At 50.3% G+C, this 17,768-nt stretch carries 17 protein-coding genes and 1 tRNA gene; 11 read left to right on the top strand and 7 right to left on the bottom strand.

The window, feature by feature from the left end:
• Positions 1 to 84: 84 nt before the first annotated feature.
• A tRNA-Val gene (locus tag ACNQKP_RS14785) sits at positions 85 to 160 on the bottom strand.
• 129 nt (positions 161 to 289) lie between these two features.
• On the opposite strand from ACNQKP_RS14785, the gene ACNQKP_RS14780 reads away from it, so the two are divergent.
• Positions 290 to 901 (top strand): glutathione S-transferase family protein, encoded by a 612-nt coding sequence (locus ACNQKP_RS14780; RefSeq protein WP_417865568.1) that lies wholly within the window; start codon positions 290 to 292, stop codon positions 899 to 901.
• Between the two features lie 81 nt (positions 902 to 982).
• The gene (locus tag ACNQKP_RS14775) at positions 983 to 1,459 is read left to right on the top strand and encodes a YcnI family protein (RefSeq protein WP_417865566.1); all 477 of its coding nucleotides are present in this window, start codon (positions 983 to 985) and stop codon (positions 1,457 to 1,459) included.
• Here ACNQKP_RS14775 and ttcA read toward each other — a convergent pair.
• Together ttcA and ACNQKP_RS14765 are read right to left on the bottom strand one after the other, a co-directional pair.
• Complete coding sequence (gene ttcA / locus ACNQKP_RS14770) at positions 1,456 to 2,235, bottom strand: tRNA 2-thiocytidine(32) synthetase TtcA (RefSeq protein ID WP_417865564.1); 780 nt, start codon at positions 2,233 to 2,235, stop codon at positions 1,456 to 1,458. The genes ACNQKP_RS14775 and ttcA overlap by 4 nt on opposite strands.
• The gene (locus ACNQKP_RS14765; protein ID WP_015091156.1) at positions 2,219 to 3,274 is read right to left on the bottom strand and encodes a mechanosensitive ion channel family protein; all 1,056 of its coding nucleotides are present in this window, start codon (positions 3,272 to 3,274) and stop codon (positions 2,219 to 2,221) included. Before ACNQKP_RS14765 ends, ttcA begins: the two co-directional genes overlap by 17 nt.
• Positions 3,275 to 3,385: 111 nt before the next feature.
• On the opposite strand from ACNQKP_RS14765, the gene ACNQKP_RS14760 reads away from it, so the two are divergent.
• Both ACNQKP_RS14760 and ACNQKP_RS14755 read left to right on the top strand, forming a co-directional pair.
• The gene (locus ACNQKP_RS14760) at positions 3,386 to 4,960 is read left to right on the top strand and encodes a hypothetical protein (protein WP_417865562.1); all 1,575 of its coding nucleotides are present in this window, start codon (positions 3,386 to 3,388) and stop codon (positions 4,958 to 4,960) included.
• Between the two features lie 213 nt (positions 4,961 to 5,173).
• Entirely contained in the window at positions 5,174 to 5,788 is a 615-nt protein-coding gene (locus tag ACNQKP_RS14755; RefSeq protein ID WP_038449295.1) for a L,D-transpeptidase family protein, read from the top strand.
• A gap of 72 nt (positions 5,789 to 5,860) precedes the next feature.
• On the opposite strand, the gene ACNQKP_RS14750 is transcribed toward ACNQKP_RS14755, so the two are convergent.
• Entirely contained in the window at positions 5,861 to 6,829 is a 969-nt protein-coding gene (locus ACNQKP_RS14750) for a hypothetical protein (protein WP_417865560.1), read from the bottom strand.
• A 73-nt stretch (positions 6,830 to 6,902) separates the two neighbouring features.
• Between ACNQKP_RS14750 and ACNQKP_RS14745 the strand changes: the two genes are divergently transcribed.
• The 3 genes from ACNQKP_RS14745 to ACNQKP_RS14735 all read left to right on the top strand — a co-directional run bounded on the left by ACNQKP_RS14745 (position 6,903) and on the right by ACNQKP_RS14735 (position 10,177).
• Positions 6,903 to 7,637, top strand: coding sequence for a PilZ domain-containing protein (locus ACNQKP_RS14745; RefSeq protein WP_417865558.1), 735 nt, complete (start codon positions 6,903 to 6,905; stop codon positions 7,635 to 7,637).
• 63 nt (positions 7,638 to 7,700) lie between these two features.
• A complete protein-coding gene (locus ACNQKP_RS14740; protein ID WP_417865556.1) occupies positions 7,701 to 9,530 on the top strand; it encodes a hypothetical protein in 1,830 nt (609 codons plus the stop codon).
• Between the two features lie 77 nt (positions 9,531 to 9,607).
• Positions 9,608 to 10,177 (top strand): RDD family protein, encoded by a 570-nt coding sequence (locus ACNQKP_RS14735; RefSeq protein ID WP_226988141.1) that lies wholly within the window; start codon positions 9,608 to 9,610, stop codon positions 10,175 to 10,177.
• Here the strand turns inward: ACNQKP_RS14735 and ACNQKP_RS14730 are convergent.
• Positions 10,154 to 11,161 (bottom strand): RNA methyltransferase, encoded by a 1,008-nt coding sequence (locus ACNQKP_RS14730; protein WP_417865554.1) that lies wholly within the window; start codon positions 11,159 to 11,161, stop codon positions 10,154 to 10,156. The two genes, ACNQKP_RS14735 and ACNQKP_RS14730, sit on opposite strands and share 24 nt — an antisense overlap.
• A gap of 224 nt (positions 11,162 to 11,385) precedes the next feature.
• On the opposite strand from ACNQKP_RS14730, the gene ACNQKP_RS14725 reads away from it, so the two are divergent.
• Positions 11,386 to 11,823, top strand: a complete 438-nt coding sequence (locus ACNQKP_RS14725; protein WP_417865552.1) for a hypothetical protein — start codon at positions 11,386 to 11,388, stop codon at positions 11,821 to 11,823.
• Here the strand turns inward: ACNQKP_RS14725 and ACNQKP_RS14720 are convergent.
• Positions 11,820 to 12,449, bottom strand: coding sequence for a hypothetical protein (locus tag ACNQKP_RS14720; protein ID WP_417865550.1), 630 nt, complete (start codon positions 12,447 to 12,449; stop codon positions 11,820 to 11,822). The genes ACNQKP_RS14725 and ACNQKP_RS14720 overlap by 4 nt on opposite strands.
• A gap of 63 nt (positions 12,450 to 12,512) precedes the next feature.
• On the opposite strand from ACNQKP_RS14720, the gene ACNQKP_RS14715 reads away from it, so the two are divergent.
• Positions 12,513 to 15,437 (top strand): M28 family peptidase, encoded by a 2,925-nt coding sequence (locus ACNQKP_RS14715; RefSeq protein ID WP_417865548.1) that lies wholly within the window; start codon positions 12,513 to 12,515, stop codon positions 15,435 to 15,437.
• A gap of 125 nt (positions 15,438 to 15,562) precedes the next feature.
• Here ACNQKP_RS14715 and ACNQKP_RS14710 read toward each other — a convergent pair whose 3' ends face one another.
• Positions 15,563 to 16,264, bottom strand: a complete 702-nt coding sequence (locus ACNQKP_RS14710) for a hypothetical protein (RefSeq protein ID WP_417865546.1) — start codon at positions 16,262 to 16,264, stop codon at positions 15,563 to 15,565.
• A gap of 151 nt (positions 16,265 to 16,415) precedes the next feature.
• Here ACNQKP_RS14710 and ACNQKP_RS14705 point away from each other — a divergent pair, with 151 nt between their 5' ends.
• Together ACNQKP_RS14705 and ACNQKP_RS14700 are read left to right on the top strand one after the other, a co-directional pair.
• On the top strand, positions 16,416 to 16,814 hold the full coding sequence (locus ACNQKP_RS14705) for a hypothetical protein (protein ID WP_417865543.1): 399 nt from the start codon (positions 16,416 to 16,418) through the stop codon (positions 16,812 to 16,814).
• Between the two features lie 48 nt (positions 16,815 to 16,862).
• Positions 16,863 to 17,768: an alpha/beta hydrolase-fold protein gene (locus ACNQKP_RS14700; RefSeq protein ID WP_417865541.1), complete on the top strand. Its 906-nt coding sequence runs from the start codon at positions 16,863 to 16,865 to the stop codon at positions 17,766 to 17,768.

Here is a 17,768-nt window from a genome sequence, read left to right as displayed (position 1 = left end):
TCAATCTGCCGCCGCAGGAGCCTTTGTTTACTAAAGCAGTTTGTGATCTGACGGGGTTTTGCTCGAAAGCAGAGAGGAAGAAAATGGTGCGAATAACTGGACTTGAACCAGTGACCTCTTCCATGTCAAGGAAGCGCGCTACCAACTACGCTATATCCGCACGTGTGGTATGAAGACAAAAATCTATCCCATTAAGATGGTGGCAGCAATCATGGATGCGGGTGGTCAGGAGTCCCGTTTTAACGAAAGCGGGTCTAAACTAGGGTCTTTCGCCTTAAGGAGTTCATCTATGATCGAGTTTTACACCGCCTCCACCCCCAACGGCCGCAAAGTGACCATCATGCTGGAAGAGTTGGGTCTTGCCTACAATCTGCACAAAGTGAACTTGAAGGATCTGGAGCAAAAAAAGCCTGAATTCCTGGCGATGAACCCGAATGGAAAAATCCCCACCATCATCGACAACAAAGGGCCGGAAGGGCAGACGACAGTGTTTGAAAGCGGCGCAATCCTTTATTATCTGGCTGAAAAGCACGGAAAGTTTCTGGGAGCATCTTTGCCGGAAAAAACCCGCACGATGCAGTGGGTGATGTTTCAGATGTCGGCGATAGGGCCGATCTTCGGGAACTACTATTATGGTCTGAACACGCTGACTCCGCACAACCCGGGATTTATCGAACGCTTTGAAAAAGAGGCACGTCGTCTGGTGGGTGTGATGGAAATCCAGCTTTCCGGGAACAAGTACCTTTCGGGTGAAAGTTACACCATTGCCGACATGGTGACCTATCCTTGGGTGGCAGGCTTTATTCACGCCCAGCCGGGCTGGTTTGAAGACAAGCCGGCAGTTAAGCGCTGGGCCGAGCTGGTGGGAGCGCGCCCTGCAGTCCAAAAGGCCATGGCCTAAGGGGCTTTTTTCACGCAACTGTTTGCTGCATTGTGGGCTTTCTTGAAGTGGATTAAAAATCGATCCATCAAGGAGGCCTTTGTGCTTAAAATGATCCCTGTTCTGTCTTTGTTACTGGGCTCTCAAGCCCTTGCCCATGTGTCCCTGGAAAATCCTCATGCCGCTGCTGGCAGCTATTACAAGGCTGTTGTGCGCGTTCCTCATGGCTGCGATGCCACAGCCACCACGTCCTTGACGGTGCATTTGCCCAAGGGCTTCACCACTCCGAAACCAATGCCAAAACCAGGCTGGGATGTGAATGTTGAAACTGACGGCAACGGTGTTGCCACGGCAGTGAAATTCAGCGGTGGAAACTTGCCGGATGCATTCTATGATGAATTTGTGATTCGGGCGAAAATCACAGCCCCGGCAAATTCGACTTTGTATTTCAAAGTGTCGCAGGTCTGTGAAAAAGGTCAGATTGACTGGTTTGATATCCCGGCACCAGGTCAGGATGAACACGAACTGGCCGCTCCGGCGGCAAGTTTGAAAGTCACCGCAGGAGCTTCAGGCCACTAGATCTTGAGGTTCTTAAAGTCCCACAAATCCTGATCCATCATCTGACTTGGTTTGATGTTCGACATGGAAGTCTGGATGGAGGCATAGATGTTCGGGATCTCTTTTTCGAGGTCTCGAACAAGCTTCTTGATACGCTGACGTTTCAGTCCGTCCTGGGATCCGCACAGGTTGCACGGGATCACCGGGAAGTCCCAGTCCGCCGCCAGTTCTTCGATATCTCTTTCAGAAACATAGCACAGCGGGCGAAGCAGAATGTTGCGTTCGTCGTCGGATTTCAGTTTTGGTGGCATGGCCGCCGTCGTGCCGACATAGAACATGTTCAGCAAGGCCGTGTGAACCAGGTCATCGCGGTGGTGCCCCAGCGCCAGCTTGGTAAAGCCATTGTCATGAGCAAAATTATAAAGAATCGCACGGCGCAGGCGAGAGCAAAGCGAGCAGAACGTCCCGCCCTGAACTTTTTCTTTTACGATCGAATAAGTGTCTTTTTCAACGATATGAAAAGGCACGCCCAGGCTTTCCACCCAAAGTTTGAATTTGGACACATCAAAGCCCGGTTGCTTTTGATCCAGGATAGCCGCTTCGACTTGGAATTTACGCTCAGAGCGTCTTTGGATTTCGGTCAGCAAAGCCAGCAGAACGCTGGAATCTTTGCCGCCGGAAACGCAGACCATGACCTTGTCGCCGTCTTCAATCATGTTGAAGTCGTTCAGCGCCTGCACGATCTGTTTGCGGATTTTTACCGCCAGTGGATGTTCAAAATTAACGACTGATTTCATGGCCTTGGTTTGTATCTGATAGCTCAACCACTTGTCGAGCTAATTTGATGCCCTGAGCCTTCAGAGCCTCAATCCCGCGCACATATACCTTGTCGCCAATATTGAACTGAGAACCGTAGTTATCAATGAAGTAGATGATTTTCACTTCCACCCAATGTTCATTGGTGTCACTGACATAGGCCCAAGGTGCCGGAATGCCTCGGATTTCACCCACTCCTGCGACGGTGCGTTCCAGAATCTGCTTGGCCAGTTCAATATTCTGCCCAAATGCCAGGCGGAAGATTTGACGACGAACAATAGGGTTGTCCGGCGGGGAGAAGTTTGAAATTTGAGCATTGGCCATAAAACGGTTCGGGAAGGTGATCAGCTCATCAGAAAAACCCACCAGGGTTGTGGAGCGCCAGGTGATCTCGCGCACCTGGCCGGTGGCTTTCTGAATACCGCTCGTGATTTCCAGCCAGTCACCGATCTCAAAGTTGCGATCCAGCTGCAAAGAAATTCCGGCAAACAGATTTCCCAAAGTGTCCTGCAGCGCCAGACCCAGAATCACCGAGGCCGCGGCTGATGTCGCCAGCAGCGGGCCGACTTCCAGTCCAAAGACATGCGTGATGCCCCAGAACACCAATACGATAGACAGGATCAGAGAGAAAATGTTCACCAGAAGCAAAGGAACACCGTGCTTCATTGAGCCCAGGAACAGGTACTGCAGGACTATCAGACGGGATGTTTTCACAAACACCACGTTGCCCCAAATAAAAGTCAGGAAGGCGACATACGGAATGAACTTCGCAAAGCGCCCGATTTGGGGTTCAGAGGTCTGCATGAATATAAAGAGCAAAAACAGGAAGGCCAGGATGACATAATGGCGAAGCAAAGTGCGGAAATGATTGCGAAGACTGCGATGTCTTTCGTCGGAAGCTTCCTTCAGGAAGAACTTGTAGAAGATCCACGTGATGGCAATCAAAGCCCCCAAAAGTATGAAAGGCTCAAGTTCAAGGAGTCCATAGAGTGCCTGAATTTTGATAAACTTTTCTGCCATGCGGATGTGTCCCTCTTGAACTCTGATTATAGTGACTAATTTTTAGTCTAGTCGAGTCTAAAATTCATCCCGAGTGTAATCTGTCCAAGTAAGCCTGCCGATAAGTTCCCTATGAAAACACACGGAATGGTTTTGATCTTAGGGATGATGATGACGGCCTGCGCACCACAGGGGTATGAGGCCATGAACAATATCGCTTCGCAGGTGGGTAATGACATTGCCTGCAAAGACAACAAGCTGGAGATGAAGCTCTGGGATGGCCTGAAGGCCTATCTGATTGAGCAAAAAGAGATCCCGGCGGCTGAAACACTGAAACAGGCCATGCGCGATCAGGTGCAAAAGCTGGCTGCTGAAAATCCAAGCATGACAATTGAGGATCAGGAAAAGTTGCAAGCCGAGCTGGATAAGCTGGTGGTGTCTTTGCTTGAGGAAGCCCCAAAAGGTGAACGCGTGGAAACGCCAGAACAGCTTTTGATGCTTCTGTCAGCGATTGACGTTGGGGACCGTTCCACAGTCTTCAGAAGCTACATGCAGGATAAAGTTCGTGGCAATTTCACTCAGCTTTCAAAAACAGTGGAAAGTTTTGAGCTGAATTGTCCTTCCGGCGACAACTCCACAGCGGGTACGGGTTCTTCCGGTTCTGATTCTGGCAGCACTGATGCGGGTTCAGGATCGGGCGGCAGTAATGTGGTGGAAGAGCCAACACCGACGCCAAATCGTGATTATGAATACCACAAAGCCCAGGCCTTGAATGCCGGGGAGCCTTTGGCTGTATTCGGCGCCCGATGGGCCTTTGCAACCTCTTATCAGACCTGCCAAAGCGTGGCTTTGCCGGATCTGAATGCGCAGACCGAGACTATCTCCGGTATCTCTATCGTGGGCAAACACTCTGACGGTGTGGGCAGCAAGCGTGAGATCGCAAGTCTTTCCAAGGTTCAGGCGACTCATCCTTATATCAAGGGTGTGTCAGGATATGGTGAAGGTTGTTTTGCGGTTAAGTCGAATCCTTTGATTTACGATTACGGCGGTAAGCCATACGGTACAACTGCCGCTGATTCCCCAATCGATATGTTTAAGAACAACGGTGATGGCACCAAGGTTCTGGGTATTGACTGTTCTGGTTACGTTTACACTTCCATGGCGACGGCGGGTCTTCGTTTGAAGGCGGGTCGGGTGTTGAAGGCTTCTGACTCCTGGGCGTGGGGCTCCAGTTCTTATGTTGAGCCTCAGAACAATGGTCTGACTTGTTTGAGCAAGATCTCTGTGACACCTTCGACGTCCCTGAAAGCCGGTGACATTGTGGCGGTTTATGGTCACGTTCTGTTGATCGATAAAGCGGGTTCTGATCCATTCGGTATTGCTTCGGCAAAAACCGAAAGTGATTGCTCGAAAATCAAATCCAGCGGTTTTGATTTTACTGTCGCGCAGAGCTCTCCGAACGTGGGTGGCGTGGGTATCAATTTCTTTGATGCTCGTGTGTACCTGCCAACCAGTGCGAAAATGCAGACGGGTCTGGAAAAGTACGCTTACTATGCGTGTCTGGCGAAGGTGAACAACAAGACCTACACACCGAACGTGGGTACATTGTCGGTGATTCGCCACAAGGGCACGGCGGACTGTATGGCTCCGCGAGTGAAAATGGCCCGTGAAGCTTGTATATCTTCTTGCTCTTCGCTTCGCAGATAGTCCCGGGCGATGCTGCTTCAGCTTTTGGCCCGACCGGGCCTGCAGCTCTGCCGGCTGGCGCCAATGAATAACTTTTTGACAGAGTGACAATAGGGGTCTCCGTGAAAATCACGGGGACCTTTTTATTTGGTTTTTACGACTGAAAAGTCATTACAAAAAAATATCTTTTAGGGGTGGATGTGAACGGGTGCTGAGTGTGATATAACTCTCCTCATGAAAAAGACATTGCTTCCCCTTATTGCTCTAAGTCTGTTTGCTACAAACTCTTTTGCTGCCGGTTCCAAGGCTCTGGATAAGTCTTTCCGCTATTGCCAAGACATTTCCCAGGTCGACAAACTTCTGGATCGCAGCCGTGAAAGCGTGGACCGTCTTCAGGCTGAAGAGTTGAAGGTGGAAAGAATTGTGGTCTCTAAAGACCGTAAAGAGCTTTATCTGATCTCTGGCGACACTTTGTTGAAAGTGTACCCGGTGGCCTTCGGCAGAAACCCTGTCGGCCACAAACAGTTTGAGGGTGACAACAAGACGCCGGAAGGTTTGTACTCTATCGACTATAAAAATCCTCAAAGTCAGTACACAAAAGCTCTGCATGTTTCCTATCCGAACAAAGCGGATGTGGAGTTTGCAAAAGCGCAGGGAAAATCCGCGGGTGGCGATATTATGATCCACGGTCTGCCTTCGGAAGAGCGCAAGGGCCAGGCGGTGGGTTTGATCCATCCAATGAACTGGACCCAAGGGTGTGTGGCGGTGACAAATCCAGAGATCGAAGAGATTTATTCTCTTGTCAAAGAAAAGACTTTGATTGAAATCTGCAAAATGTCCGGCAACTAAATTTCAAATATTTCGGTACGTTTCAAAGAAAAAGCCACCTTTATCAGGTGGCTTTTTTATTTTTGCTTCAGCCTACGTTCCGGTCGGGGCCGAGCAGGCTTTTTTGTAGTGTTTCAGCAGGGCCGTGTCGACCAGGCTTCGTTCGTATTCATCCACAATAAAGACACCGATGGCGTCGTTGGCGTTTTTCACCCGAGGTAGCCCGCGCACGATGTCGGGAGCATAGAAGTCGTCCTCTCGTCCATCAAAAACCACGATCTGATCCCGCAGAGGCTGATTGGAATCATAGACGCGGATTTCGATCCGGCCGTTGCTTTTAATTTCAAAGGACTTGGCCACCACAACGTGCTGGGCGGTGCGGGTGGGGCGTAACAAAAGCAAAGTCAGACGGTGGGATTCAAGGTTTCTTAAAAGCACATCACGGGTCTGGCGGTTCTTGCGACCACTGCGGGCGTCATCACCAATCACGAATTTCAGGTTTTTTGCAAACTCATGAAAGCGCTCTTTTTGATAGTGTTCAATTTCATGCTTCCAGGCGCGGTACATTGTTTTGCCGTTTGAAAACTTCTGGGAAAACCCGTACTGCATCTGCGACCACAACGGCGTATTAGTGCGCCACTGGGAATCTTTTTGGCTGAAAACTTTAAATTCACTCAATGCCGTTTCTTTCAGTCCGCTGCCTGAAGCATATGGCCGACTGCCGCGCACCATATCCAGGATTTCAGTTGTCTGCTGAGGTGTTGGATCGCTGTGCTGACTCCAGCGCGACAGATAAAAGAACAGACGCTGCGTGCGCGACAAGGACCAGCACGCCGCCAGATCATACAGCCCTGCTGAAAACGGCCAGTTCACTGACAGAGTGTGATAGCTGCTGCCTAAGGATTCAGGGCGGATGCGTCGATAGATTTCATCGGTCGAAATCCGGTCACAGGCCAGATTTTCCACCAGGGAGTCCGAGATTTTCCCGGTCGGGGCGGCAAAGCTGTGGGTTGATAAAAGGGACACCAATAAAATGAGGATTTGTTTTGCTGTTTTTGTCATAACTAAGGTCCAGAGACCGCAAGAATTGATGCCCCGTCAAGTTGCTATCGTTTAACATACTTGAGGAGGTTTCATGGGGGAAGAACAGCTAAAAAGGCCAACGGGAATGTACCTGATGGCGATTCTTTTTATTCTGGCTCCATTGGGTAATCTTCTGATCAGTTTTGTAAGCTCTGAATATGTTAATTCACAAAGCGGTTTTGTCTCGTTCGCGCAATCAGTTTCAAATTTGGATTGGATGTGGCTGGGGCTTTTGCTTCTGACCGGGGTTTTGCTTTTGCGCGCTCATAAGGCGACATGGACTTTGGCTATCGGCACGTTGATGCTGGTGCTTTTCATCAACTTGTACCGCTGGGGTAATGGCGAGTTTTCCGACAGTGGTCTGCTGGTTCACGGACAGCTTTTCATGTCGTGCCTGATCACGGCCTTTGTTCTGTTATTGGCGTTTTATTTCCGCTTTCCTTATCTGGATCGTCGCGCTCAGTGGTTGTTCCCGGCGGCGTCCCGCTATGATTTCCGTACTCCAGTGAATGTGGTGGCTCAGGACATCTTTGATGGTGTTACTGAATCCATTTCGGTCAGCGGGGCACGGGTTCGCCTGCAGCGGGATCTTGAGGGGTCCCAAGGATTGCGTTTCGTGGATGTGATTTTCCCGGACATTCGTAATATGAAGGTCAAAAGTCGAGTCGTGGAATATCGCGATAACGTGCTTCGCCTGAAGTTTAAAGAGCTTACAGAGCGGGACCGGGTGTATTTGCAAGAGTGGCTTCGGTCTCAGATTGAGACAGCCACAGAAAAGTTAAGTTAAGTCCGGGTTCTTTTTAAGTTTTTTAGAATGTGTACCGAAAAGACTCAAAAGCATGAGGTCGTTATGAGATGGAAGTTGAAACCGAAGTCATTGATGAAAAGTCTTGCAGCCAGCGCATCGGCATTCACGATGTGTATGGCGCCAGTCGCACAAGGTGCGGCGGCACAGGATCAGAAGAAGCTGATCAATCAATACCTGAAAGAAACAGGGCTCACGACAAAGAAAATGACCGTCGGTGAATTCTACCGCATGGTTCGTCACGTTTATCCGCACAAGCTGCAAAAGCAGATGGATCAATGGGTTGAATTGAATCGTCATGAAATGATGCCTGCCGTGGAAGCCTCCACTTACAAAGGCTCTGACGGAAAAGAACAAGTGCGTTTGACTTTGACTCATGCTGGTCAGACCTCCACTTGGACTTTCACGGGTGATGACGAAAATCCATTGAAAGTAAACGGCGTCAACTTCAAGCGTAAAGAATTGATGAACTATAACAACTTCAACGCAATCGCTGGTAAAATGGTGAAGCTGGATCCGGTTGTTGCCAAGTCCCTGAAAACGGGCAAACAAAAGCCTCTGAGCAAAAACTTTGTACTGACTTACAAAGAATACACGCGTCTGACTCCACGTCAGAAAGCGGAATACTTCGTGCGCATGCGTGCGGCTTTGGAGTCTGCTCAGAAGGTTTACAAGACAATTTATGGTGCACAGGCCTTGAACGAGTTCAACAAACGTCATGAATGGGCAGCTTCATTCCTGTTCGGGGAAGAAGCTCAGGCGGCAAGCCTGACGGGTAAACCTTGTATCGTGGCCGGTTATCTGTCGATCTACGGTGAAAACGGTTCCTGCGGCGGCAGCAAGCAGGGTGCGATCGATTTGAAAAACAAAATGGAAGTTAACAGCGCCACTTGTTTGAACAATGGTGTTTCTTGTAATCCGATGGTTTACGGCTTCAGTGCCAACGGCTCGCCACATTGCGTGTCCCGTTCTGAAGTGAAGTATGCCACCCGCGTTTGTAATAGCAAATCCCCATTGCGCACAAACGACCCCAAGTCTGAAGGTGAAGATAAAAAGCGTATTATTGAGTCCTACCTTAAAAAAGTTGAAAAGCAGGACATCAATCTGGTGCTGAACGAAGAGGGTAAGATCTCTCAAGAGCAGTACAACCAGATCTCTGCTTACCTGGGGGGCCTGCAAAACTTCATTAACTCTGCCGTAGCAGAGTGTGGTCAGGCGCCACTTCAAAAAATTGCGCAACAGCGTGATGATCAAATGTCTGCTTGTAATGAGATCAAAACCCGTGCGTTCTCCCTGCAGTCCTTCGTGGTGTCTCCAGAGCCTCCGCCTCCTCCAGGTCCGATTGCTGGTGGCGATTGTTCTGTTGAAAAACCAGGTTCCGTACCAGGCGAAGGCGGCAAAGGCTGCGTGTGCCCTGAAGGAACCAAAGAAAGCGAACCAAGCGAAAGTGAATCCCGTCCAAGCTGTCTGGTGATCGAAGCCGGTGGCGAGGGTGATCTGCCAGGTGGTAAAACAGAAGTCGGCAAAGACGACAGCTGTGGATTCTGGTGCCGTAATAAGAACTGGATCATCCCAGTAGGTATCGGTTTACTGGCTCTGGGTGCATTCTGGTGGTTGTTCAGCAAGAAATCAAAATCTGACTCCAAGTCTCCAGAGTATGTGCCACCAGCACCGGCTCCGGAACCAGAGCCAACGGCAACAACGACGGTGACGACACCTCCAGTGGTTGATCCTCCACCAACGGCTCCGTGCCCGGCTCCGAACCAGTTGATTAACAACGTGTGTGTGCCGGTCGTGGTGGTGCCTCCTCCGACCCCGGATTCCGAGGGCGGAACAACTACTGACACTTCCATCCGTGCGGGTGGGGTTCGTTAGGAAAATTAGAAGTGAATATCGACAAGCATCAAGAGAAAAACATTCCACAGCGGGCTCCCCAGAAAAGGGAAGCCCCTGTGCCGTTAAGGGGCCCAGCCCCGCGTCGTCGTGGGCCGGCAACGCCAGCTCCGTCACGAGTGAACGGCTTGTTCAAGGATCGCCGGGATCTGAGTTTTGAACAGGGGACGGGTTTTCATGGCGGACCTTCCGCACGCCGCAAGGGTTATAAACTTGCGCTGTGGTCGTGGCTGGCGTCTTTCATTGATGCTTTGATTCTGATTGCGGTCAGTTGCGTGTTCATGCTGATGTTTTCGATGATCGTGAAAACACCGGTGGGTGCGCTCTTGAATCATTTGTTCCACAGTCAGCATCAGCTGACATTCTTTGCTGAAGTCTTTGTGATGTTTGCCTGGGTGTATATGATCACTGTGCGCAGCCTGATGGGTTCCACTATCGGGGAATGGGCGTGTGATTTGCGTTTGGGGCAGCCTCATGAGCGTCTGCAAATCAGTTATATCTTCCGTGTGGCATTGCGCAGTTCCTTGATTTTAATCACCGGAATTGTGACCTTGCCGTTGCTTTCGCTGTTGGCCGGAAAAGATCTGGCTGGCGCGCTTTCAGGCTTACGCCTTTTCTCTTTGAAGTAGTCCCAAAACCTCATAGTGATCCGTTTGCGGGAATTGGTCGACGATATAGGCCTCTTGCATGCGGTATCCGCATTCCTGCAGGGTCACCAGATCCCGGGCCATGGATTCAGGATAACAGGACATATAAATAAAGAACTCGGGCCGCTGTTCGGGCGCAAGGCTTTTTAGCGGATTCAAAAAGCCCATCAGGCCCGATCTTGGTGGATTCGCCAGCACCCCATCAAACTGAGAAAAATCCTGAGTCAGTTTTTTCTGGAAGTCCCCGCGATAAATAGTCACGCGATCCTTCAGATGGGACATGCTTGCCGGAAGCTCGTTTAAAGAGCGCTCCAGGCCTTGCAGCGACAGTTCGTCGATTTCACAGGCCAGAACACTCTCTGCCCCCGCCAAAGCCGGGAAGGTCAGGTTGCCGATGCCAGAGCCGAACTCGATCAGGCGCTGGGCTTTGTGGCGTTTCACCCAGTCATAAATCACATCGCAAATGATTTTATTGGCGTTGTGGCTGGGCTGAGTGAAGCTCGCCACCTGACAGTACAGATTTACGGGAATGTCGTTCATCCAGGACTGGAACCACACGTGGTGCTCGGGATCGCGCAATTTGAATTCAGTGCCAGTCCAAACCGGTACTTTGCGCCGCTGGCCGATTTCCACAAAAGCCTGCTGTTGCAAAGAACGCAGGATGTTCTGCTCATCCATAAGGGTTTTGATATCCACATTGGCCAGATCGATCCACAGTCCGCGTTGTCCGGCAGGTCCGACGCGAAGTCGGAAGGATCCGCGCTTAAAGGGCCACTGGATTTTTCTAAAGTCCGAGAGCCATTCTTGCAGTGCGGGGCTGAGCTGGGCGCAGACTTCGATATCCAGAATTTCATGACGATCCGTGCGGTAAAGTCCCAAGCGGCCGTCCTGCAGGCTGAAATCCAGGCGGTCACGCAAATGGGCGGGGCTGGCAGAAAGAACTTTGAGGGGCTGTGGAAACTCCATCGATGCCGCCCTAAACAAGCCTGAAAGGTCGTTTATTTTGTTTTGGGCCTGGTCGCCATAAGGCACGCCGATATGCTGACAGCCGCCACAGTCCGGGGCGTAGGGACAAGACACAGTGGTCAGTTTGTCAAAGATTTCGAATTTCTGAAAGTTCGGCATTGAGTGCTTGCCCCGGCAATTTCGCTGTTATAAGAAAAACCTATCTTATCAAAACTAATGGGGGAATGGTGAGAATTTTATTGCTTGCTGGCATGATCATCTTTGCGGGAGTTTCCTCCTTTGCCGCCAACAACAACCCTTGGATGCGCACTTGCCGTATTGAGGCGGGTCAGTTCTGGGTTCTAAAAGCTGGTTCCGAGGAATACTCCATGTGTTTCTTTGGTGAATCCGCAGTGGGTGCTGAGGCTCTTTTTCAGTTTAAATCCAAATCTGCGACTCCAGAGGCTGTTGTGGCCTACAAAAACCGCAATGCCTCTTCTGCTCGTGGCGGGATCTGCGGATCTTTCGATGCGGAAGTTCTTCAAGGGAAAGACACTGACGGTCAGACTTTCAATGTCTGCAAGTTCTCAGATGGTTCTTTGATGGAAGAAACCACGTTGTGGCTGGGCCCTGGTGCTGGCACAACTCAGGGCTTGGACAAAGCTCTTTCAAGCACTTACTAGTTTTTTACTGCTTCAGACGGGCGCAGGGAATAGATACAAGAACTTGCGTCCTTGATCACACCATCTTCCAGGTGCAGATCTTTCTTTGTAAAACCCAATGTCACATGCGGATAGTACTGTTCAGGATTGAAGTCTTCGGCTTTGCCGCCTTTTTGCGTGTAAAGCACGTGCACGGCTTTTCTGATCTGGAACAGACGGTCTGATTCCACCACCGCATAATAGGTCGCATCTTCTTTCACGGCTCCTTTACCCACACACAACAAGTGATAAGGGCTTTTGGCCATGTCCATGCGCTCGGCCAGGGCATTGATTTCTTTCATCGAGATTCGCTTTTTCAGTTTCGTGAACTCGACCGGGGAAATCACCGTGATGTGCGCTTCGCCGCGATGCTGAAGTTGGACATTCTGGTTTTTCTCCACCTCGTGGCGCATTTTTTCAAAGGCCGCATAAGGCAGATCCAAAGACAGATAGGACTTTTCTTTGTGTTCAACAGAAGCAATCCCACGCGTGGCTTTCGGTTTTAGTTCCTCTTCGGAATAACTCAGGCTGGAAAGCTTGTAAGGTGATGAACTGGCGCAGGCGGTCAGTGAAAGGCAGATGAGAGCCAAGTGAAACGTGCGGCGCATGAGTTTCTCTTTTCTTCGCTTGGGTTTGACTTAAGATGGTCCTGCTTTTAGCCTACACAGACTATGAAAAAAGTGAAAGTTCTTCTTACAAGTGCCTGCATTTTCTCGCTAATTTCCGGCCTGGTGGCGTGCCAGATGAAGGACACCAAGTCCGCTGTTTCCAAATCTGAGACTGCCGCTTCCGGTGCCTTTTCCAATGAACCTCACACATTGGTGGGTGAAGCCCGTCAGCTGACCTTCACAGGTCCTAAGTCAGGTGAAGGCTATTTCAGTCCGGACGGCAAAAAGATGATCTTTCAAAGTGAGCGTGAGCCGGGAAATCCGTTCTATCAGATGTACATTCTGGATCTGATCAGTGGTGATACAACCCGCGTCTCCCCGGGTCATGGCAAAACCACCTGCGGCTGGATTCATCCTTCCATGAAGAAGGTTCTTTATTCCTCAACCCATCTGGATCCGGAAACGAAAAAGAAAACCCAGGAAGAATATGACAACCGCAAAAAGGCGGTCAAAGCCCGTTATTCCTGGAGCTTTGATGATAGCTACGACATCTTCAGTTCTGATCTGAGTGGAAAAAACATTCAGCGCCTGACCCGCGAAAAAGGCTATGATGCCGAGGGGTCTTATTCTCCGGATGGTCAATGGATCGCCTTTGCTTCCAACCGTGCGGGTTACAGCGAAAAACTGGAAGGGGAGGACAAGAAGCTTTTTGAGCAGGATCCTTCTTATATGATGGATATTTACATCATGAAAGCTGATGGCACCCAAGTGAAGCGTTTGACTGATTCCAAGGGTTATGATGGCGGTCCGTTCTTCAGTGCGGATGGCAAGAAAATCACCTGGCGCCGTTTCTCCCCGAATGGGTCTACGGCTGAAATCTTCACCATGAATGTGGATGGTTCTGACCAGAAACAAGTCACGAAGCTGAAGTCCATGTCCTGGGCTCCGTACTTCCATCCATCAGGGGATTACATCATCTTTGGTTCCAGTGTTCTGGGGTATCACAACTTTGAACTTTTCATCGTCGATGCGGATGGCAAAAAAGCGCCGGTGCGTGTGACGTCGGATGATGGCTTTGATGGCCTTCCGGTATTCACGCCGGATGGCAACAGCCTGTCCTGGACTCATCGAAATGAAAAAGGGGATTCACAGATCTTTATTGCGAAGTGGGATGATGCTCAGGCCAGAAAGCTTTTGGGGCTGCAAGCGCAGGATCCGGCGGCGGGGTCTTTGACTCCGGAAGTGAAAGTCGAAGACATCAAGAAATGGGTTTACTATCTGGCCTCCCCGCAGCTTCAAGGGCGCGGTACAGGCACTGGCGAAGAAAAGATTTACACCGAAAAGCTTGCGCAACTCTTGAAGTCCTGGGGTTTGACTGGAGCAGGTCCTGACGGATCGTTCTTTGAAACATTCGAATTTACTTCAGGTGTGGGTCTGGGTGCTGCCAACTCACTTGAAGTGGTGGGTTCATTTAAAAAGAAATACACGGTTTCCAAAGATTTCGAGCCGGTGTCATTCTCTAAAACCGGAGACTTCCGCGAAGCGCCGGTGGTGTTTGCAGGTTACGGTATTAAAGCTCCGGCCAGCGACAAAGAGGCTGAGTACAACTCTTACAAAGGTCTGGATGTTAAAGGCAAATGGGTGCTGGTGTTGTCGGATCTTCCGGCGAATGTGCTGCCGCAACGTCGTCATTATTTAAATCTGTATTCTCGTTTGCAGCACAAAGTGACGGTGGCAAAAAATGAAGGTGCCGTGGGTGTTATTGTGACCAACGGACCTGAAAGCGGTCTGCCGGATAAATTCGGCAAGATCAAATTTGAAGGGTCACTGTCTGAAAGCACGCTGGCCGTTTTGCGTCTGTCGACACCGGCCGCGCAAGAGATGATTCGTTATGCGGGTCAGGATCTGATCAGCCTGCAAATGAAGCTGGATAAAGGCGAAATGCTTGAAGGTTTTATGATTCCTTCGGCGTATATCAAGGCTCAGGTGGATTTGCAGTTCCAGAAAGCTCAAGGCATCAATGTCGTGGCGAAGCTGGCTGTGCCGGGTGCTAAGTCCGCCGTCATGATTGGTGCCCACGGGGATCACCTGGGGCACGGTCAATTCGGCAGCAGTCTGGCTAAGACTGGTGATGTTGGCAAAGCCCATGTGGGCGCTGATGACAATGCTTCTGGTGTGTCCGGGGTGATGGAGCTTGCGCACTATTATGCAAATCTCAAAGCGTCGAAGCCGGGGCTGCTGCAGAAGAATATCTATTTCGGCATCTGGTCCGGTGAGGAATTGGGAAATCTGGGATCGTCCCACTTCACCAAAAACATGACGAAACATAATATTGCCGCCTATATCAACATGGACATGATCGGGCGATTCAAAGATCGCGTCTTTGTTCAAGGTTTGGGATCAGCTGACAACTGGACCCGTCTGGCGGAAGAAGTTGGTGTGCGCAGTGCGGTTCCGATGATTGTTCAAGAAGATCCTTATCTGCCGACAGATTCTTTGGCATTCTATCTGGCTGGAGTTCCCACGGCGAATTTCTTCACCGGTTCCCACGCGGAGTACCACAGTCCTCGCGACATTCCTGAATTGGTAAACTATGAAGGTGTTGCCCGTGTTCTGACGGCCGTAAGAAGCCTGACGGACCTTTTGGTTGATACGAAGCTTCCGATGGTCAAATACGTGAAAGTGGCCAGCGCCCAGAACCGTCTGGAAGGCCGCAGCTTCCGCGTTTATCTGGGCACGGTGCCGGACTATTCCCAGGAAGGTGTCAAAGGGGTGCGAATCTCTGGAGCGTCCAAAGACAGCCCTGCTGAAAAAGCCGGATTGAAGGACAAGGATATCATCACCGAGTTCGGCGGAACCAAGATTGAAAACCTGTATGACTATGTTTATACGCTTCAATCGGTGAAACCAAACCAAGAGACCATTATGAAGATTCTTCGTGATGGCAAACAGCTGGAGCTGAAGATCACTCCAAAGCTGAAAGAATAGAAAATAAAAAAGCCAGTCAGGATTCCCGACTGGCTTTTTAGCTTTTAAAGCGAAGCGATTTAGCGCTTCAAGCGGAGCGATTTAGCGCTTCAAGCGGAGCGATTTAGCGCTTCAAGCGGAGCGATTTAGAAAGTCAGTGAAGAACAGCGGCTTTTCAGGAAGGTTCTCAAACCAGTGTCAGAGAACTTGAAGCGCACATCCCCGTCAGACGTGTATTTGAACAGATCATAGTTCTTCACGCTGCAGGTTTTACCGTTTTTGTCGGTAAAAACAGAGCTGTTCCCTGAAACGGCCGTGGGTGCAGATCCCAGTTTAAAGCCGGAATCCAGTTTCAAACCCTGATACTTGTTGATTTCAACTCCTCCACGGTTGTCCGGACGGATGGCTGCGGCTCTTTTGATTTCAGCCCCAGTCATTTCAACCAGCTCGGCGTCTTCATAGTCAAAAGAGGCCTTGTTGCCATTGACTGTCGTTACCGTCAGGCGGCGGGTTTCATCATTCCATTCAAATGTGGGAACCGGATTGATACGTGGAAACAGGAAAAATTCGCGAGCCCCCGTGGTCGAGGACTCATCGCCATAACCCAAAGAGTTAAAGACCATCAGTTCGCCGTCAGCTGTGAACAGGTAATCACGGTAAACCAGGCCCTCGGCCTTGCGGTTATGAACAGAGACGTAGCAATTGTCGCCATCACTGGAAGAAATCATCTGGACTTGGATGCTGCCACGTCTCTCAACGATATCCTGACAAACTGCCTGGGAGTCGAAAGCCATTGCGGAAGCCGATCCAACGGTGGAAAGAACAAGAACGTTCAAAAGTAATTTCATGTGCACCTCTTTGATGTAAGCAGAACCCAGTCAAAACAGGCTGTCAGCTGGGGAGGCACAGCGGCAAGGAAAATAACAGAATCTGGACTCGATCTGTACTAACCGATTGTGATTGTATAAGGGTCTCCTTGAGGAGCGAGGTTTCCTGCACATGTCCTCTTTTGTAGAAGAATTCAAAAAATACCAAAGACAAGAACGCCTGCTGACCGCTGGCTTGGTGCTGCTTTCAGTGATGGCACCGGTGTCGTTCACATGGCTGATGGATGAAAAAGTTCATTGGGCGGTGGCGCTGGGGGCGGCGTTTGTGTTGGTCTGTGGTGCCATTTTGCTCCACGTTTTACGTGCGCGTGTGGCGGGGAAACTTTTAAGTAAATATGAAACTCTGGATGTGGGATCGGTTCTTGCCAAAAAGATATCTCCCGCCCAACCCCGCCGTTTTGTGGTAACCAACAGGGGCTTCAATCACTTCTATCTGCGCTGTTTGAACACGGGGGAACAAGTTCTCGTGTCTAAGCACAGAGTCCGCGAAGATTTCGATATTGCAAATTGATTTTTCATAGGCCTCAAGGGACCCTTTTCTCTGTGTAGAGGGGGGTCTATGAAGAGGATGACTCTAGCTTTTCTCCTTCTGTGCGTTTCACTATGGGCTCAAGGCTATGATGACGTAACCGATGACTATATGCTTGCAGAAGCAGATGTCCCGGAAGCCGAGTTTGGTCGCGGACGGTTTATCTGTGATTCAGAAGAATTGCAGGGCGTCCGGTTTAAGTACTGTTACCGGGATCCAGACAGCGCGAACAACAACGACATCGTCTATTTCTTTCATGGACTGAACGGTTCAGAGAAAACCTGGCATCGCCAGTTTTTGGGAACCCGGACGATCCAGGACTGGTGGGAGCTTCGCGGTTATCGCCCTCGGATCATTTCGGTTTCATTTGGCCCCCAGTGGCTCTTGGTTAACAACAAACGATATCCTCTGCTGCCGGCCTTCACCCGGGTGATCATGCCCTTTGTGGAGAAAAAAGTCGGGGGCTTGAAAGGTGGACAGCGCCACATCATCGGGCAGTCCATGGGGGGATTCAATGCCGCAGAAATATCCCTGAAAAATCCGGGGATGTTTTCAAAGGTGGCTTTGTTGTGTCCGGCACTTGCGACGATCAGCCCTTTTGCCAGCGATCGCGAAATCGACGCTTACATCCGTCGCACCGGGGCGCTTCGTTGTCAGGTTGAAAAAATGCAGCGTATTTCGCAATCCGTGTTCGTGGATAAAAAGGACTGGGACAATCACGATCCGCTCAGGCTGATCAGCAGATATCCCAAGGGTAAAAAACCAAGGTTCTATGTTTCCATCGGGCGCAATGATGGTTATGGATTCCAGGAGGGCTCGGCCGCCTTTATCAAAGGGGCCCAGGCGTTTTCCTTCCTGTTTAGCTGGGTGCCAGTCCCGGGACCGCATTGCAACTTTAAGCGTATAGGCACAGCCAATTTCATCATGGGGGATTAG

This window comes from Bdellovibrio bacteriovorus, assembly GCF_048286975.1.
In the GTDB taxonomy this organism is placed as follows: domain Bacteria; phylum Bdellovibrionota; class Bdellovibrionia; order Bdellovibrionales; family Bdellovibrionaceae; genus Bdellovibrio; species Bdellovibrio bacteriovorus_H.
This window is presented reverse-complemented; position numbering and strand designations above follow the sequence as displayed.

What these genes read in the sequence shown, in the direction of transcription:
- ACNQKP_RS14730 (WP_417865554.1), bottom strand. Translation starts at nt 11,161, where the DNA reads ATGGAGTTTCCACAGCCCCTCAAAGTTCTTTCTGCCAGCCCCGCCCAT.
- ACNQKP_RS14760 (WP_417865562.1), top strand. Translation starts at nt 3,386, where the DNA reads ATGAAAACACACGGAATGGTTTTGATCTTAGGGATGATGATGACGGCC.
- ACNQKP_RS14755 (WP_038449295.1), top strand. Translation starts at nt 5,174, where the DNA reads ATGAAAAAGACATTGCTTCCCCTTATTGCTCTAAGTCTGTTTGCTACA.
- ACNQKP_RS14765 (WP_015091156.1), bottom strand. Translation starts at nt 3,274, where the DNA reads ATGGCAGAAAAGTTTATCAAAATTCAGGCACTCTATGGACTCCTTGAA.
- ACNQKP_RS14705 (WP_417865543.1), top strand. Translation starts at nt 16,416, where the DNA reads ATGTCCTCTTTTGTAGAAGAATTCAAAAAATACCAAAGACAAGAACGC.
- ACNQKP_RS14745 (WP_417865558.1), top strand. Translation starts at nt 6,903, where the DNA reads ATGGGGGAAGAACAGCTAAAAAGGCCAACGGGAATGTACCTGATGGCG.
- ACNQKP_RS14715 (WP_417865548.1), top strand. Translation starts at nt 12,513, where the DNA reads ATGAAAAAAGTGAAAGTTCTTCTTACAAGTGCCTGCATTTTCTCGCTA.
- ACNQKP_RS14725 (WP_417865552.1), top strand. Translation starts at nt 11,386, where the DNA reads ATGGTGAGAATTTTATTGCTTGCTGGCATGATCATCTTTGCGGGAGTT.
- ttcA (WP_417865564.1), bottom strand. Translation starts at nt 2,235, where the DNA reads ATGAAATCAGTCGTTAATTTTGAACATCCACTGGCGGTAAAAATCCGC.
- ACNQKP_RS14700 (WP_417865541.1), top strand. Translation starts at nt 16,863, where the DNA reads ATGAAGAGGATGACTCTAGCTTTTCTCCTTCTGTGCGTTTCACTATGG.
- ACNQKP_RS14780 (WP_417865568.1), top strand. Translation starts at nt 290, where the DNA reads ATGATCGAGTTTTACACCGCCTCCACCCCCAACGGCCGCAAAGTGACC.
- ACNQKP_RS14720 (WP_417865550.1), bottom strand. Translation starts at nt 12,449, where the DNA reads ATGCGCCGCACGTTTCACTTGGCTCTCATCTGCCTTTCACTGACCGCC.
- ACNQKP_RS14740 (WP_417865556.1), top strand. Translation starts at nt 7,701, where the DNA reads ATGAGATGGAAGTTGAAACCGAAGTCATTGATGAAAAGTCTTGCAGCC.
- ACNQKP_RS14710 (WP_417865546.1), bottom strand. Translation starts at nt 16,264, where the DNA reads ATGAAATTACTTTTGAACGTTCTTGTTCTTTCCACCGTTGGATCGGCT.
- ACNQKP_RS14750 (WP_417865560.1), bottom strand. Translation starts at nt 6,829, where the DNA reads ATGACAAAAACAGCAAAACAAATCCTCATTTTATTGGTGTCCCTTTTA.